This window comes from Nocardia heshunensis, assembly GCF_054782115.1.
In genome coordinates this window covers 27,579-42,649 of sequence record NZ_BAAGTC010000025.1, presented here as the reverse complement: position 1 = coordinate 42,649, position 15,071 = coordinate 27,579, and the positions used below count along the sequence as shown (strand labels likewise).

General features: G+C 68.8%; 16 protein-coding genes. 12 read left to right on the top strand and 4 right to left on the bottom strand.

The annotated features are described in order from the left end of the window. Positions 1–13 precede the first annotated feature (13 nt). Positions 14–1,399: a serine hydrolase domain-containing protein gene (locus ACYVN4_RS39610; protein ID WP_460728457.1), complete on the bottom strand. Its 1,386-nt coding sequence runs from the start codon at positions 1,397–1,399 to the stop codon at positions 14–16. Positions 1,400–1,555: 156 nt separating this feature from the next. On the opposite strand from ACYVN4_RS39610, the gene ACYVN4_RS39605 reads away from it, so the two are divergent. Further along, on the top strand, positions 1,556–2,047 hold the full coding sequence (locus ACYVN4_RS39605) for a hypothetical protein (protein ID WP_460728455.1): 492 nt from the start codon (positions 1,556–1,558) through the stop codon (positions 2,045–2,047). A 4-nt stretch (positions 2,048–2,051) separates the two neighbouring features. On the opposite strand, the gene ACYVN4_RS39600 is transcribed toward ACYVN4_RS39605, so the two are convergent. Continuing rightward, positions 2,052–3,050, bottom strand: coding sequence for an NADPH:quinone oxidoreductase family protein (locus tag ACYVN4_RS39600; protein WP_460728453.1), 999 nt, complete (start codon positions 3,048–3,050; stop codon positions 2,052–2,054). A gap of 111 nt (positions 3,051–3,161) precedes the next feature. Here ACYVN4_RS39600 and ACYVN4_RS39595 point away from each other — a divergent pair, with 111 nt between their 5' ends. The 5 genes from ACYVN4_RS39595 to ACYVN4_RS39575 all read left to right on the top strand — a co-directional run bounded on the left by ACYVN4_RS39595 (position 3,162) and on the right by ACYVN4_RS39575 (position 6,016). Next, entirely contained in the window at positions 3,162–3,776 is a 615-nt protein-coding gene (locus ACYVN4_RS39595; RefSeq protein WP_460728451.1) for a TetR/AcrR family transcriptional regulator, read from the top strand. Positions 3,777–3,832: 56 nt separating this feature from the next. Next, complete coding sequence (locus ACYVN4_RS39590; RefSeq protein WP_460728449.1) at positions 3,833–4,357, top strand: hypothetical protein; 525 nt, start codon at positions 3,833–3,835, stop codon at positions 4,355–4,357. A gap of 162 nt (positions 4,358–4,519) precedes the next feature. Further along, entirely contained in the window at positions 4,520–4,966 is a 447-nt protein-coding gene (locus ACYVN4_RS39585; RefSeq protein ID WP_460728447.1) for a hypothetical protein, read from the top strand. A 44-nt stretch (positions 4,967–5,010) separates the two neighbouring features. Continuing rightward, positions 5,011–5,406, top strand: a complete 396-nt coding sequence (locus ACYVN4_RS39580; protein WP_460728445.1) for an NUDIX hydrolase — start codon at positions 5,011–5,013, stop codon at positions 5,404–5,406. Between the two features lie 115 nt (positions 5,407–5,521). Beyond that, positions 5,522–6,016: a hypothetical protein gene (locus ACYVN4_RS39575; RefSeq protein ID WP_460728444.1), complete on the top strand. Its 495-nt coding sequence runs from the start codon at positions 5,522–5,524 to the stop codon at positions 6,014–6,016. On the opposite strand, the gene ACYVN4_RS39570 is transcribed toward ACYVN4_RS39575, so the two are convergent. Continuing rightward, positions 6,004–7,635 (bottom strand): MFS transporter, encoded by a 1,632-nt coding sequence (locus ACYVN4_RS39570; RefSeq protein WP_460728443.1) that lies wholly within the window; start codon positions 7,633–7,635, stop codon positions 6,004–6,006. The genes ACYVN4_RS39575 and ACYVN4_RS39570 overlap by 13 nt on opposite strands. Positions 7,636–7,807: 172 nt before the next feature. Between ACYVN4_RS39570 and ACYVN4_RS39565 the strand changes: the two genes are divergently transcribed. Further along, complete coding sequence (locus ACYVN4_RS39565) at positions 7,808–9,073, top strand: TerD family protein (RefSeq protein WP_460728441.1); 1,266 nt, start codon at positions 7,808–7,810, stop codon at positions 9,071–9,073. A 17-nt stretch (positions 9,074–9,090) separates the two neighbouring features. Here the strand turns inward: ACYVN4_RS39565 and ACYVN4_RS39560 are convergent, their stop codons facing one another. Further along, the gene (locus tag ACYVN4_RS39560) at positions 9,091–9,765 is read right to left on the bottom strand and encodes a TetR/AcrR family transcriptional regulator (protein ID WP_460728439.1); all 675 of its coding nucleotides are present in this window, start codon (positions 9,763–9,765) and stop codon (positions 9,091–9,093) included. 185 nt (positions 9,766–9,950) lie between these two features. Here ACYVN4_RS39560 and ACYVN4_RS39555 point away from each other — a divergent pair, with 185 nt between their 5' ends. The 5 genes from ACYVN4_RS39555 to ACYVN4_RS39535 all read left to right on the top strand — a co-directional run bounded on the left by ACYVN4_RS39555 (position 9,951) and on the right by ACYVN4_RS39535 (position 15,069). Then, complete coding sequence (locus ACYVN4_RS39555; RefSeq protein ID WP_460728437.1) at positions 9,951–11,519, top strand: amino acid permease; 1,569 nt, start codon at positions 9,951–9,953, stop codon at positions 11,517–11,519. Between the two features lie 16 nt (positions 11,520–11,535). After that, positions 11,536–11,694 (top strand): hypothetical protein, encoded by a 159-nt coding sequence (locus ACYVN4_RS39550; protein WP_460728435.1) that lies wholly within the window; start codon positions 11,536–11,538, stop codon positions 11,692–11,694. Positions 11,695–11,696: 2 nt separating this feature from the next. After that, positions 11,697–12,443 (top strand): DUF1989 domain-containing protein, encoded by a 747-nt coding sequence (locus tag ACYVN4_RS39545; RefSeq protein WP_460728433.1) that lies wholly within the window; start codon positions 11,697–11,699, stop codon positions 12,441–12,443. Next, positions 12,440–13,054 (top strand): urea amidolyase associated protein UAAP2, encoded by a 615-nt coding sequence (locus ACYVN4_RS39540; RefSeq protein WP_460728431.1) that lies wholly within the window; start codon positions 12,440–12,442, stop codon positions 13,052–13,054. Before ACYVN4_RS39545 ends, ACYVN4_RS39540 begins: the two co-directional genes overlap by 4 nt. 74 nt (positions 13,055–13,128) lie before the next feature. Next, positions 13,129–15,069 carry a 5-oxoprolinase/urea amidolyase family protein gene (locus ACYVN4_RS39535; protein WP_460728678.1) on the top strand — a complete coding sequence of 647 codons (1,941 nt, stop codon included), beginning with the start codon at positions 13,129–13,131 and terminating at the stop codon, positions 15,067–15,069. Positions 15,070–15,071 lie beyond the last annotated feature (2 nt).

Genomic DNA, 15,071 nt, shown 5'->3' with positions numbered 1-15,071 from the left:
AAAGGTCCGAGTATCAGGGCAATCGGGGCATAGCGCGGCTGGCGTGTAGGAAGCGGGCGGCCTCGCCGTCGCCGCCGAGCAGGGCGTAGACAGCGTGGCGGCCCCGCGCGGGTGCGGCGGTGATCAGGAGGTCGGGGCGCAGCTGGACCAGTTCCACTCGGGTTGGGGGTGTGACCAGGGCGGCATCGGCGGTGCGCGGGCTCGTGTTCAGCCACGTACGGCCGTCGGCGTCCACCTCGATGACCTGCTCGACCAGCGCCGATCGGTAGGTGCCGCTGACCCGCGCGGCATTCACGGGTTCGAGACGGGCGGGCGGTACGAAAGGCGCGGGCAGGCTGATGCCCGCGTGTTCGTCGAGCAGTTCGCCCACCAGGTCCCGGAACAGCGCGGTCGCGTTGCCGCCGTTGACCAACAGGGCGATCGCGACACCGGCGCTCGGCGCGATCCGCAGGTACGCGCTCTGGCCGAAGGTGCTGCCGTCGTGGCCGAACAATCCGCTGCCCGCCGTGTCGAAAAGCTGCCAGCCCAAACCCCAATGGCTGCCGTAGCCGATGTCCGGCAACTCGACGTGCGGCGTGGTCATGATCGTGATCGCCGCCTCGGGCAGCAGCCGGGTCCCGTCCGGCGTGACCCCTCCGGCCAATTGCATGCGGGCATATCGCGCCAGGTCCGCCGCCGACATGGCCAGCCGCGCCCCGGCGGGACTGTTGGAAGCCGCGAGCGCCCAGATAGGCGTGGGCCGGGCGACCCCGCCGGGTCCGGCATCGAGATGCCCTACCGCGGCGCGGAACAGGATCGCCTCGTCGGCGTCGGTGGCGACCCGAGTCAGGCCGAGCGGGCTCACCAGCCGTTCCCGCAGCACGGCGTCGAAGGGCTTGCCGCGCAACACTTCCAGTACCCGCCCGAGCAGGACATAGCCACTGTTGCAGTAGGAGAACAGCTCTCCCGGCCGATGCACCTGCTCGGCGTCGGCGATGGCGGCCACGAACCTCTCCACCGCGTCGTCGCCGCGCCCGGTATCGAGAAACAGATCTCCCTCGATCCCCGAGGTGTGGCCGAGCAATTGCCGAATGGTGATGGTCGCCGCAGCCTGTTCATCCCGCACCCGGAAATCCGGAAGGTACTGCCGCAACGGCGCATCCAGCTCGACCAGCCCCTCGTCGACGAGCTGCATGACCAGCGTCGACGTCCACGTCTTGGTGACCGACCCGATCTGGAACACCGAATCCGTGGTTGCCGCAACGCCGGTCGCGGTGTTGAGCAACCCGGCGGCCGCATCGGTGATCTCACCGTCCGCCAGCACCGCCACCTGCGCCCCGGGCACCTCGTGCTTGTCGATCAATTCGGCGAGTCGCCGGGCAAGTTCGCTGTCCGGCATGGTTCGCTCGTCCCACTTCATGGATGCACCCTAGGTCCGGAGTGTGGCGAGGAACAGGCTGTGATTTCGGCAGCATTTCAGCAAATTCAGAGGTGAACGTCACCAAGGGTAACAGCAATTGCTTTACCAACGGTTTACTAGTCACACCTGCACGAACCCGTCGATCCGGAGGTTCCCATGCTGAAGAACAAGAAGATCTGGGCGATTGCTTCATTGTTGCCCGTCGTGGTGCTGATGACAGGCTGCTCCAAGAACGATTCCAAGTCCGATGCCGCCCCGACGACCACCACGGCCAGCGCGGAGGTCGACGGCAGCGACGATCCGGGCGAGCAGACCGGCGGCGTGCGGATCCCGCTGGGCGAAACCCGGGAGATCAATGTCCCGGCCGATGCCGTCCTCGACATCAAGGGCAACCCGGAGTGGGACCGCAGCGCGCTGAAGTGCACGGTGACCGACGCTTCGGGCAAACAACTCGAATTGCTGCCGCCGCCAGCGGACGCGCAGCCCGAGCAGGCCGCGCACGGCGGCACCTGGGTGCCGTTCTCCACGATCGGCGCGCCGGCGGGCGACAAGCTCACCGTCGGCTGCACCGATGTGGACGGCAAGATCGGCGATCACACCGCGTTCGTCCGAGTGGTGCCGCGCGGCATCATGCCGATGCCCGGCTGACCCTTCAGGGGATCAGGGCGAGTTTGCCTACGGTGGAGCGGTTCTCGAGTTCGACGAGGACCTTCGGGCCGTCCATCAGGGGATGGACGGCCGGGCGGCCCGGCGGGATCACGCCGGCGGCGAGCAGGCCGGACAGCTCTCCCATGAGCTCGCCGAAGACACCGGGCGCGGAGCGGATGAGGACACCGATATTGAGTCCGATCAACTGCACCTGATGCTTGAATACCAAGTCCCAGTTGGTGATCGAGGCATCGCCGGCCGAGGTGCCGTAGACCACGACGCGGCCTGTCACTCGCTTGGCGACGGCCAGGCTGGTTTCGAAGGTGGTGCCGCCGACCGATTCCAGCACCAGATCCACGCCCGCGCCATCGGTCAGCCACATGACCTCGGCGGTCAGATCAGTGCTGCGCGAGTCGAGTACGTGGTCTGCTCCCAGCGCACGAACCACGTCGTGCTTGCCGGGCGATGCGGCGGCGAGCACGGTCGCGCCGTAATGCCGGGCCAGCAGCACCGCAGCCTGACCGGTCGCCCCGGCTGCCGCGTGGATGAGCACCGTGTCCCCGGAGGTGATGCGTCCCAGCGGTTTCAAGGCGGCCAGCGCGGTCGGCCAGTTGATGCCCAACCCCAGCACCTGCTCGTCGGTCCAGTCCGGCGGAACCGGCATGACCGCGGCGGCGGGCAGGGTCGCGTACTCGGCGAAGGCGCCGCCCATCATGTCGATGCCCGCGACATGCATTCCGACCGAAGGGAATTCGACACCCTCACCCGCGGCCACCACCTCCCCGGCGGCCTCGATGCCCGCCACGTAGGGCGGCTGCGGACCGTCGGGATAGGTGCCGCGCGCCTGCATGACATCGGCGTAGTTGACGCCCGCCGCGGTGACCCTGATCAGGATCTCCCCGGGCCCGGGGACCGGGACCGGCGCGTCGGTGATCGGCCGTAGTTCACCGGAATCGTCGAGGGATGTCCGGATCAGCGCATGCATGGTGGCGGAAGGGTTCACGGGTACCTCACCTATTTTTTGATCGAACGACAAGAAAATAGTGTCACCGCTGTTCGAACGGCGTCAAGGTATAGTCGATCGAACGCTAAAAAATTCTCCGGAGGTGTACCGGTGGCTGCTCGGGGCAGACCACGCTCGTTCGATCGGGACGCGGCGTTGCGTGCCGCGCTGGATCTGTTCTGGGAGCACGGTTACGAGGGCACCTCGATCAGCGATCTGGCCGCGGCCATGGGCATCGCCTCGGCCAGCCTGTACGGCACCTTCACCAGCAAGGAAGCCCTCTTCCGAGAAACCATGGCGCTCTACGGCGCCACCTCCGGCGCCCCACCCCGCCGCGCCCTGCACGAGCAGCCGACCGCCCGCGCCGCGATCCACGCCATGCTGCGCGCGACCGCCGACGAGATCACCCGCCCGGACGCCCCGCACGGCTGCATGCTCATCATCGCCGCACCGACGGGCGCGATCGAAAACCATTCCGTGCGCGAGTTTCTGGCCGACCGTCGCCGCGACATGCAGCTCACCATCGCCGACCGGTTGCGCCGTGGCCGCGCCGACGGCGATCTCACCGTCACACCCGAACAGGTCGAGTCGATCGCCCGCTTCTACACGACCGTGGTCCAGGGCCTCTCGATCCAAGCCCGCGACGGCGCCACCCGCGACGATCTCGAAACCGTCGTCACCGGCGCGATGGCCGCCTGGGACACACTCACCACCGCCGAGCGCTGACGCCGGGCACACCGCCGGGTACGGTGTGCCGCAGTCGGTTGCGGGAGGCGAAGGACATGGTGCGGGCGGGCGTGGTGCCGGGGCGGCGAGTAGCCGTGTACGCGGTCGCAGGGTTGCTCGTGGTGGGCATCGTCTGTGCGGCGACGGTCGCGGCGTTCGGGGTGAATCGGATTTTCACCGGGCTGTTCTTCGGGGCGGCCGGGGCGATCGCATTGCTGTTCGTGCTGTTCGGGCGCGACGGCGTGGTGCTCACCGACGACATGATCGTGCGCCGGACGCCGTGGGGGTCCTCGACGGTCGACTGGGGTCGGGTGGTGGCGGGCCGGTTCGCGCTCGGCGAGAACGGCCGATGGACCTTGGCGCTGGATCTCAACGGCGGCGCGGAGACGCATCAGGAGTTGGTGTTGCTGTCGATTCCGCCGGTCACCAGGACGGTCTCCAACGCCTACGATATGCGTAAGCGCGAACAGGTCAACGAGATTCGAACCATGTTGCGGCACAAGCGGATTCCGGTGACCATCCTGCCGGGTATCGCGCAGGCGCTGCAGTCGCACTGGAAGATCGCTCCCCCGTCCCGCTGAGCCGCGGCACCTAGGGGATCACCCCGAGACGGCGACGACCACAGGACGATGCGCCCGCCGCCGCGACCCTCCAAAATCCTTGGAGTGGCTGGAGATCGCAGCGTCCTCTCGGGAACCTCACAGCCACGACGGATGGGACGCACAGCAGCAGGTGTGAGGGTGATGATCGTGGCGTTGAGCGTTGTGGCGGAGGACTACCGCCGGTACGGATGGACGATCGAGTCGACGAGCGACGGCGTCGAATTGATCACCGACGAGCAGATCGCGGCCATCGAACTCACCGGGTCCGTCGCAGCCGGGGTACGCCGATACCTCCGAGCCAACAATCTGTCCGGCCCGGTCATCGAGACCATGGGCGCCAACCGCCGGGAAATCCACCTGGTCACCGGCGCGGCCAAGGCCGCGCGGGCCATCGAGGCGCTGCGGGCCGCGGGCGCGATCGTCCATACCGACGGCGCCCGGGTCGCGCTGCCGCACACCAGCAACCAGATCGCCTGGAGCATCGCGCCGAACGAGGCGCGCTGGCTGCCGCCGGTGGTGGCCGTCGGCGCGGCCGTGCGTGCGGTCGCCGCCCGCGATCGGGCGCAGCTGCGCACCGTCGCCTGCTGACACCGCCGGGCAACGGCGCCGCCCCGGCTGGCTAGGGTGGTGCGGTGATTCGCACCGCGGCGCTGGCACACATCCGGGATCGGCGCATGTTGCAGACCCGGTCCACCGACAAGACCGTCTTCTACATGGCGGGCGGCAAGATCGATCCGGGTGAGACCCCGGAGATGGCCCTGCACCGCGAGATTCGCGAGGAGCTCGGCGTGGGCACCACGGCCGTCAGCGAGCTGGGCGTCTTCGAGGCGGAGGCGTACGGCCACGCGCCCGGCACCCCGTTGCACATGACCTGCTTCCTGGGCGAGCTGACCGCCGAGCCCCGACCCTCCGGCGAGATCGCCGAACTGCGCTGGTTCACCCTCGACGAGTACGCGACCATGGCCGAGGTCGCCCCCGGTTCCCTGCTGGTCTTCCAGCGTTTACACAAACTTGGCCTGATCGACTGAGCCCTGCTCCTGTAACCACCTCGGCTATCCCTGAATGGCATCAATGCCAACCGGATCCACGCCTGCGGGCGCATCGGTCCGGATTCCGGATCGCACCGAATCAAAGGTGATTGCAGTGATCAAACCGCTTACTCTGCTCGCCGCGGCCGTCCTGGCCACGGGTGGACTGGGCTTCTCCACGGCGTCCGACACCCGGGTCTCCGAAACCCGTCTCGACGCCGCCTGCCTCTGGGCCGGTGAGGGGCACCCGCAGGGTTCCCAGGTGGCCGCGGGCGGATCGGCCTACACCTGCGGCATGGATGGGGCGGGGCCGCACTGGTTCCGCGGTGGCGCGGCAGGCGCGAGCACGGTGCCGAACCCGGGCGCGGATCGGAATGTGGGCGGCTTCAGCGCGGGCGCGCGGCAGCCGGGCACCGACTTCGACGACTACTGCGTGGGCGATCAGCTGATCCCGGGCGTCGGGGACGTGTTCGAGGCGGTGCCGACCAGTGGCGGGCTGCTGTGGAAGTCGGCGGGATCGGTCAACCAATGGACCTTCGATCCCGGTGTGGTGCAACCGAAGTCGTCGACCCGCTCGGTCGGGCTGTGCCACGACGGTCAGCTGCTCTGAGAGAGATCCTCGTCCTCGGACGTCCCGGTATACGGCCGGTTCGGGATGCGGGTCGCGGCGGCCAGTCCGATGAACAGGAACAGGGCCCCGGCCAGCAGCGTGGTGCGGGTGGCGTCGGTGAACGCGCGGGTCAGCGCGTCCAGAATGACTGCGGCACCGTGGTGTTCGCGCACCCCGGTGATCGCGCCACCCGCCGATTCCCGGGTCGCGGTGGCCAAGGTGTCGGCGTCCGAGGATTTCAGCCCCGGCACCTGTCCGAGCCGCCGGGGCAGATCGTGCGCCAGCGCCGCGGACAGCAGCGCACCGACGACGGCGGTGCCGAAGGCCGAACCGACCTGGCGCACAGTCGATTGCGTGGCCGAGCCCTGGCCGGAGTTCTCCGGCGGCACATCGGCCAGCACCGTCCCGGTCAGCTGTGCCGACGCCATCCCCAGGCCGATGCCGTAGCCGATCAGCAGCACCGCCAGCCACCAACCCGAAATGTGCGGGGTGACGAACAGCGCGGTCAGCGCCACCGCCACGGCCTCGAAGCCGAGTCCGAGCTGCACCACCCGCACCGGTCCGTACTTGCGGACCAGTCCCTCCGCGACACCGGCCGCCAGGAACGCGCCCACGGCCATGGCGGCCAACACGTAACCCGCGCCCAGCGTGGAGAACCCGAGCACATTGACCATGAACAGCGGCAGCACGAACAGCAGCCCGAACTCACCCAGCGCCACCATGAAGGCGGTGATATTGCCCCACCGGAAGCTCGGGATGGAGAACAGCGCCGGATTCAGCAGCGCCGAGCGCCCGATCAGCACGCGGTGGCGTTCCCAGCGCAGGAACAGCACCAGTGCCAGCGCGCCGAGCGCGAGCAGTACCGGGATGGGTGAGATGGGCGCGGAGGCGGGCCAGTTCCAGCCCGCGAGCGGGAATTCCCGCAGCGGCTTCCACCAGCCGTAGGTCTGGCCCTCGATGAGCCCGAACACCAGCAGCGCGAAACCCGCTGCGCTGAGCAGGAATCCGTCAACATCCAGGCCGGGCGCGGTCTTGCCCATCCGGGTCTCCGGCACGAACAGCACCAGCCCGATCAGCACCAGCGCACCCAGCGGCAGGTTCACCAGGAAGATCCACGGCCAGGTGTAGTAGGTGGTGAGCCAGCCGCCCAGCAGCGGCCCGATGGCGGCGACGCCGGAGATCACCGAACCCCACACCGCGAAGGCGATGGCGCGGTCCCGCCCGCGGAACAGGGCGTTCACGGTGGCCAGCGTGCCCGGCATGACCCCGGCGGCACCGACGCCCTGCACGATGCGCCCGAGGATCAACGGCCAGGCACTGTGCGCGCGGGCGGCCAGCACGCTGCCGACCAGGAAGATCACCACGCCGACGGCGAACATCCACCGTCGCCCGAGCCGGTCGCCGAGGCGGCCGCTGGTGATCAGCAGCGCGGCCAGCACCACCGCGTAGATGCTGTTGATCCATTGCGCCTGAGTGAAATTCAGCTGCAGGTCGTCGATGATGACGGGCAGCGAGACCGAGACGATGGTGCCGTCGAGCACCACCATGGACAGCCCCAACGCCAGTACCCCGAGCGTGACCCATTTCTTACGACCCAGGTCGAGCTGCGTTTCCGTCATCCATCGCTCCCGCCGCCGTACAGCTGTTCGAAGATCGGAATGTCGCGTTGGCCAGCAATGTGCGGTATGGCCGTTGAACAGTGTAAGTCGAGGTGCCTGGACAGCTGAACATTTGCAGACCGGTTACCCCGGAACGGCGAATGTCCGAATCGGATACGTTGGATGAGTGTCGATGGTGAAGGGTTCCAACGTTGCGGTGCCGGTCTCCGAGGTGCGGATCGAGCTGGGGTGGCAGTCGGGACCCGGGGTACCCGACGCCGATGCCTCGGCACTGCTGCTCTCGAATGGCCGGGTCCGTTCGGATGCCGATTTCGTCTTCTACAACCAGCCGCTGCACGCCTCCGGCGCGGTCCGTCACCACGGCAAGCAGCCGGGCGCGCAGGTCGTCGATGTGCTCTCGGTGGAGTTGACCCGGGTCGAGCCGCAGATCGACGCCATCGTGCTGGCGGCCTCGGCGGACGGCGGCACCTTCGCCCAATTCCACGGGCTGCATGTGCGTTTGGTGGATGCGCAGGGCGGTGAACTGGCCCGGTTCGACAGCTCGGACGCCACGTCGGAGACCGCGTTCGTGCTCGGCGAGCTGTATCGGCGCGACGGGACGTGGAAGTTCCGCGCGGTCGGCCAGGGCTACGAATCCGGATTGGCGGGGTTGGCAACAGATTTCGGCATCTCGGTCAACGAAGCGCCTGCACCCCAGCCTGATCCCGCACCCCCCGCACCCCAGCCATTCGCCGCACCGCCCCAGCCCCAGCCGCTCACTGCACCGCAGCCGACGATCGCGCCGCCCCCATCCGACCCGCGAGTCAATCTGGGCAAGATCTCTTTGACCAAGGACGCTCCTGCTGTCTCGCTGACCAAGCAGGGCGCGACCGGCGGCATCATGCGGGTGAACCTGAACTGGTCAGTGCCGAGTTCGGGTGGCCTGTTCAGCCGCAAGCGCGCCGGGAGCGGCGGGCTGGACCTGGATCTGTGCGCGTTCTGGGAGCTGGCCGACGGGACGAAGGGCTGCGTGAGCGCCCTGGACACCATGGGCAACCTGCACAAGCCGCCGTTCATCGCCCTGGACCAGGACGATCGGACCGGTGGCAGCGCGGCCGGTGAGAACCTGTCGATCAATCTCGATCACACCGCGGATTTCCGCCGCATCCTGGTGTTCGCGTCGCTCTACGAGGGTGCGCAGGATTTCCGGGGCGTGCATGCCACCGCGACCCTGTACCCGCGCAATTCGCCGCCGATCGAGATGGAAGTCTCCGGCTGCCAGGATGATTCGCGCGAGATGGTGCTGGCGCTGATCGAGAACGTCGGGGGTGAGCTGGTGGTCCGCCGCGAGGGGCGGTTCATCCGGCCGCCGGAGGGCCGCCGGTTCTGGGGGAAGCTGGCGGTGGATCAGACCTACGAGTGGGGCCTGAAGTGGGGCACCTCGAAGGGCAAGTCCTGACCTGCTCCGGAACTGCCTCAGACCTCGTCGGGCGGGAACTGCTCGGCCAGTTCCAGTGCGGCCGTGCGGGTTTCCGACAGCGACCCGGACCAGCACAGCAGCCGCAGGATGGCGTCGGGGATCAGCTGCTCGGCATATTCAGGCGCCGCGCCCTCGTCGGAGCGCATATCGATGACGGATTCGACGAGCCGGAACGGCAGCAGTTCGGCCCCGGCCACCGCGGCGGCACCCGCCTCCGCGATGACGGCCGCCGCCAGGGTCTCGTAATGCCCGCGCAGTTCGTCGCGGCGCTCCCGGAATCTGGCGAAGCGGTCGCTGCGCAGCTCGGGTAGGAGATACAGCGCGCCGAGGTTCCAGCGGCTGGCGCACAGCTGGCTGACGTCGAACCAGGCCAACGCGTAGAGCCGGACCGCGGCGGGTTCGGGCCGGTCGGCCAGCTTGCCCGCGAGTTCCAGTGGCGTGCTGACGGTTTCGCCGAGCAGCGCGTCGAGGATGTCGTCCTTGCTGGCGAAGTGGTGGTAGAGCGAGGCCTGCCGGATGCCGACGGCGTCGGCGACCGCGCGGGTCGAGGTGGTGCCGTAACCATGATTGGTGAACAGCTCGGCGGCGGCGTCGAGGATCTCCGCGCGCGGGGTCTGGCCTGCGCGGCGGCGGGGTTCGAGTCGGGGACGGCCGGGTCCGAGTTGGGTCACGGTCTTCATTCTGTCCTACCCGGGGTGGCGACCTGCGAGGTGAGTTTCCTGTCATTTGACAGAAATACCCGCAATCCAGGGTTTACGGCGGGCCATCCGACCGATACATCGGCGTCACCGGCCACGCGATCGATTCCATAAAACTTTCAATCGATAGATATTCCCCTCCGCGAAAGATCGCCGCCATGGTTGCCCCCGCCGACGCCATCGTCCCCGACCACCCGCCGAGCCTCCCCGACAGCGCTACCAGCGCCGACAGCGCCGATCTGGCCCGCTTCGGCTATCAGCCCGTCCTGCACCGCAAGCTCGGCCGCTACGCCTCGTTCGCGGCCGGGTTCTCCTTCGTCTCCATCCTGACCACGATCTTCCAGTTCTTCGGCTTCGGTTACGCCTTCGGCGGCGCGGCCTTCTTCTGGACCTGGCCGATCGTGTTCGCCGGTCAGTTCCTGGTGGCGCTGAACTTCGCGGAACTGGCCGCGCGCTACCCGATCTCGGGCTGCATCTACCAGTGGTCGCGGCGCCTGGCCGGGGAGGTGGTGGGCTGGTTCGCGGGCTGGATGATGATCATCGCGCAGATCGTCACCGCCGCCGCGGCCGCCATCGCGCTGCAGGTGGTGCTGCCGAGCATCTGGACCGGCTTCCAGCTCATCGGCACCGACAGCGATCTCACCTCACACGACGGGGCCTCGAATGCCGTGCTGCTGGGCAGCATCCTGCTGATCGTGACCACGATCATCAATGTGGTCGGCATCGACTGGATGGCGCGCATCAACTCGCTCGGCGTCACCATCGAGATCATCGGCGTGTGCGCGGTGATCGCGGTCTTCTTCACCCACACCGATCGCGGGCCCGGGGTGGTCACCCACACCGATCAGGCCGCGCCCGGCGCCTACTGGGCCGCGTTCCTGGCCTCGGGACTGATGGCCGCCTACGTCATGGTCGGATTCGATTCCGCCGGTGAGCTTTCCGAGGAGACCAAGAATCCGCGGCACGTCGCACCGCGCACCATCCTGTCCGCGCTCGCGGTCTCCGCGCTGGGCGGCGGGCTGATCCTGCTGGGCGCCCTGATGGCCGCGCCGAGCCTCACCGACGGCTCGCTGGCCAGCGGCGGACTGGCGTACGTGATCGAGGCCAAGCTCAGTACCGTGCCCGGCAAAATCATCCTGGCCTGCGTCGCCTGCGCGATCACGGTGTGCACGTTGGCGATCCAGACGGCGGGTTCGCGCCTGCTGTTCTCGATGGCCCGCGACGGGCGGCTGCCCTTCGCCAAGCCGCTCGCGTCGGTGCACCCGCGCTTCGGAACGCCGGTGTGGCCTGCCGTGGTGATCGGGGTGGCTGGTATCGGTCTGCTGCTGCTGAATCTGGGCAATGCCGCGGTCTTCGCGACCCTGGCCAGCGTCTGCATCGTCATGCTCTACCTCGCCTACCTGCTGGTCACGGTGCCGCTGCTGGTGCGCCGGATCAAGGGCTGGCCCGCCGACGTGGCCGGTGACGCCGCCGGAACCAAGCTGTTCGCCCTCGGCCGCTACGGCATCGCCATCAATGCGCTGGCCGTGGTGTGGGGCATCGCCATGGCGGTGAACCTGGCCTGGCCGCGCAGCGCCGTCTACACCCCGACCGGCGGCGGCTGGTGGATGCTCTGGGCCGCACCGCTTTTCGTGCTGCTCACGGTGGCGGTCGGCGCGGTGGTGCACCGCATCGTCACCCCGCCCCGGGCCACGGTGGCCACGGAAGCCACACCCCAGATCGCCTGACCCACAGGAGAATCCGATGCTCGAGCCCGCCCCCGACCCCCGCCTGCACGGTCGGCCCGAACTGGCCCTGCTGCTCGACGACCTGGTGCGTCGCGCCTACCGGCGGTGGCGGGCCCGAGCCACCGACACCCCGCCCGCCGTCCGTAATTCCGGCGGCATCTCAGGAACGGAGTAGCCATGACCACAGCGGATACCACGGGGGCACGGGCACACGCCCGCGCACAAGCGGCGGCCGCCGCCGTAGCCGGACCCGAAATGCCCACGGCGGTCGACCCGGCCGCGATCACCTTCGCCCAACGCATTCCGGCGGGCGGGTACGCGAATGTGGTGCTCGGGCGCGGTACCCGATTGCGGCTGTCGGATCCGTTCGGCGCGGCGTGCGCGCACGTGCTGCTGGTGCGGGCCGAATCACCGTGGGAGCGGCTGAATGTCGCGGACACGGTGAAGGTGCCGTGGCAGGCGTATCTGGGTACTGGACATCCGCTGCTCTCGGATCAGGGGCGGGTGCTGGCCACGATCGTCAGTGACTCGTCCGGGCACCACGACACCCTGTGCGGGCCTTCACCGGCCGCGCGGCATGGGTTGCGGCTGGCGGGGGTCAAGCAGGGGCTGCAACCGCGGGATATAGGGCCGACGGTGTCGTTCTTCCGGGGTGTGCGCGTGGAATCCGATGGCGCGCTGCGGGTTACCGGCGGGACGGGCGCGGGCGCTGCGGTCGAGCTGCTGGTGCACCTGCCGGTGACACTGCTGCTGGCCAATGCCGAGCACCCGCTGGATCCCACTCCCCCGACCGAGCTCGACGTCGTGGCGTGGGCCGCGCCCGAGGAGCTGGCAGTCGCGCACGGCTCCGATCCGGAATACCTGCGCGCGGTGGAGAACACCGAACGCGACTGGCACGCACGCACTCTGGAGGTTCAGGCATGATCGACACCCGTACCGTCGTGCTGGACGAGACCGTCCCCGCCCGCGCCCCGTGGTCGGCGCTGGTGCGGGCCGGGGAGCAGCTGGAGATCATCGACCTGCACGGCAATCAAGCGGTGGACTGCCTGCTCTACAACGCCGCCGACCACGCTGATCGCTACAGCGCACAGGCCACCATCGTCGCCCAGCGCAATATCTTCCTGACCACGGGCAGCGTGCTGCTGACCGAGAACGGCACCCAGCTCATGACGGTGGCCGCCGACGAGGTCGGCAATCACGACACGGTGGCCGGTGCCTGCTCGCAGGAATCCAATACCCTCCGCTACGGCCATCACACCCGCCACCAGCACGCCTGCGTGGAGAACTTCCTGGCCGAGGGGCTGAAGTGGGGGCTGGGCAAGCGGGATCTGGTGTCGAACATCAACTGGTTCATGAACGTTCCGGTCGAGGCCGACGGGACGCTCGGCATCGTGGACGGGCTGTCCGCGCCGGGCAAGAAGATCACCCTGCGCGCCGAGACCGACACCCTGGTGCTGGTGTCGAACTGCCCGCAGATCAACAACCCCTGCAATGGCTTCGACCCGACCCCGGTGCGCATGGTGGTGACCCGATGACGGCCGTCTTGCCGGAGCTCGCCGTGACCGAGAAGGCACGTTCCACACCGTCTTTCCGGGTGATCCGACCGGGAATGCAGACCACCGTGCAGGATTGGCCGGGCCGGATCGGCTATTGGCATGTGGGCGTGCCGCCGTCCGGGCCGATGGACGATCTGTCGTTCCGGCTGGGCAATCGGGCGCTCGGGAATCCGGAGGGCGCGGCGGGACTGGAGTGCACGCTCGGCGGCCCGGCCCTGCGGTTCGACGCCGACACCTGGGTGTGTGTCACGGGCGCGCCCACACCCGTCACGGTCAACGGTAAGGCCGTCGGGCAGTGGGCCAGTGTGCTGGTGCCCGCGGGCGGCTTGCTCGATGTCGGCATGGTGCGCGGACCGGGGATGCGCTGCTACATCCTCGTCGCGGGCGGTCTCGAGGTGCCCGAATACCTCGGCAGCCGTTCGACTTTCACCCTGGGTAAGTTCGGCGGCGGCACCGGCCGGGCGCTGGCGGCCGACGACGTCTTCACACTCGGGACACCCGGGCACGTGAGCGCCGGAGTCACCGGCGACGACCAGCCGGTGCTGACCCGCCGGTGGGAGCTTGCGGTCACCGAGGGACCGCACGGTGCGCCGGAGTTCTTCACCCGCAATGACTTCGACACCATCCTCGGCACCGATTACGAGGTGCATTTCAACTCCGACCGCACCGGGGTGCGGCTGATCGGCCCGAAGCCGCAGTGGGCGCGGGAGGACGGTGGCGAAGCGGGCCTGCATCCATCGAACATCCACGACACCGCATATTCCGTTGGCGCGCTGGACTTCACGGGTGACACCCCGATCTTGCTCGGCCCCGACGGCCCCAGCCTGGGCGGATTCGTCTGCCCGGTCACGGTGGTGGCGGCCGACCGCTGGAAGCTGGGCCAGCTCACCCCCGGCGATCGCGTCCGCTTCGTCCCAGTGCGCGCGGATCACGCGGCGTCGCTGCGCGAGCTGGGCGCCGAGCGTCGCGCCGCCTGGCCGGTGGTGCTGTCCACCGGCGGCGACGGGGACGACGGGGTGCTGGCCCGCCGCGACGGCGCGGACTCGACCGTCACCTATCGGCGTGCGGGCAATGACGGGCTGCTCGTCGAATACGGCGATATGACACTGGATCTGGAGTTGCGCGCCCGCGTGCACGCGCTGCACCAGGCGCTGTTGGAGCGTCGAGAGCCCGGCATCACCGAGCTGACGCCGGGGGTACGGTCGCTGCAGGTGCGCAATGATCCCGACCGCCTCCCCACCCGCAAGCTGCTGGACCTGCTCGGCGAGGTGGAGGCCGAGCTGCCGTCCGCCGACGAACTGGTGGTGCCCAGCCGCACGGTCCGGCTGCCGCTGTCCTGGGACGACCCGTCCACCCGGGAGGCCATCACTCGCTATATGCACGGCGTCCGCGCCGACGCCCCATGGTGTCCGTGGAATATCGAGTTCATCCGCCGGATGAACGGATTGTCGTCCGTGGACGAGGTTTTCGACACCGTCTTCGCCGCCGAATACCTGGTCCTCGGACTCGGCGACGTTTACCTCGGCGCACCCGTCGCCACCCCCACCGACCCCCGCCACCGCCTGGTCACCACCAAGTACAACCCGGCCCGTACCTGGACCCCGGAGAACGCCGTCGGCATCGGCGGCGCCTACCTGTGCATCTACGGCATGGAAGGTCCCGGCGGCTACCAGTTCGTCGGCCGCACCACCCAGGTCTGGAACCACCGCTCCACCGGCCTCGGCGAAGACCCTTGGCTGCTGCGCTATTTCGACCGCATCAGCTGGTACCCCGTGAGCGCCGAGGAACTCCTCGACCTCCGCGCCGACACCGCCGCCGGACGCGGCACCCTCGACGCCGAAGACGGCGAATTCCGCCTCCTCGACTACCGAAAGTTCCTCTCCGACAACGCCACCTCCATCACCGACTTCCGCACCCGCCAATCCGCCGCCTTCACCGCCGAACGCCATTCCTGGCGCGCCGCAGGCGAACTCGCCGAAACCGCCAACCCGTGAGG

Bases quoted from the DNA above. Each gene is read 5' to 3' on its own strand.
- ACYVN4_RS39535 (WP_460728678.1), top strand. From the start codon at position 13,129: ATGCAGACCACCGTGCAGGATTGGCCGGGCCGGATCGGCTATTGGCAT.
- ACYVN4_RS39570 (WP_460728443.1), bottom strand. From the start codon at position 7,635: ATGACGGAAACGCAGCTCGACCTGGGTCGTAAGAAATGGGTCACGCTC.
- ACYVN4_RS39540 (WP_460728431.1), top strand. From the start codon at position 12,440: ATGATCGACACCCGTACCGTCGTGCTGGACGAGACCGTCCCCGCCCGC.
- ACYVN4_RS39565 (WP_460728441.1), top strand. From the start codon at position 7,808: ATGGTGAAGGGTTCCAACGTTGCGGTGCCGGTCTCCGAGGTGCGGATC.
- ACYVN4_RS39605 (WP_460728455.1), top strand. From the start codon at position 1,556: ATGCTGAAGAACAAGAAGATCTGGGCGATTGCTTCATTGTTGCCCGTC.
- ACYVN4_RS39550 (WP_460728435.1), top strand. From the start codon at position 11,536: ATGCTCGAGCCCGCCCCCGACCCCCGCCTGCACGGTCGGCCCGAACTG.
- ACYVN4_RS39585 (WP_460728447.1), top strand. From the start codon at position 4,520: ATGATCGTGGCGTTGAGCGTTGTGGCGGAGGACTACCGCCGGTACGGA.
- ACYVN4_RS39610 (WP_460728457.1), bottom strand. From the start codon at position 1,399: ATGAAGTGGGACGAGCGAACCATGCCGGACAGCGAACTTGCCCGGCGA.
- ACYVN4_RS39545 (WP_460728433.1), top strand. From the start codon at position 11,697: ATGACCACAGCGGATACCACGGGGGCACGGGCACACGCCCGCGCACAA.
- ACYVN4_RS39555 (WP_460728437.1), top strand. From the start codon at position 9,951: ATGGTTGCCCCCGCCGACGCCATCGTCCCCGACCACCCGCCGAGCCTC.
- ACYVN4_RS39590 (WP_460728449.1), top strand. From the start codon at position 3,833: ATGGTGCGGGCGGGCGTGGTGCCGGGGCGGCGAGTAGCCGTGTACGCG.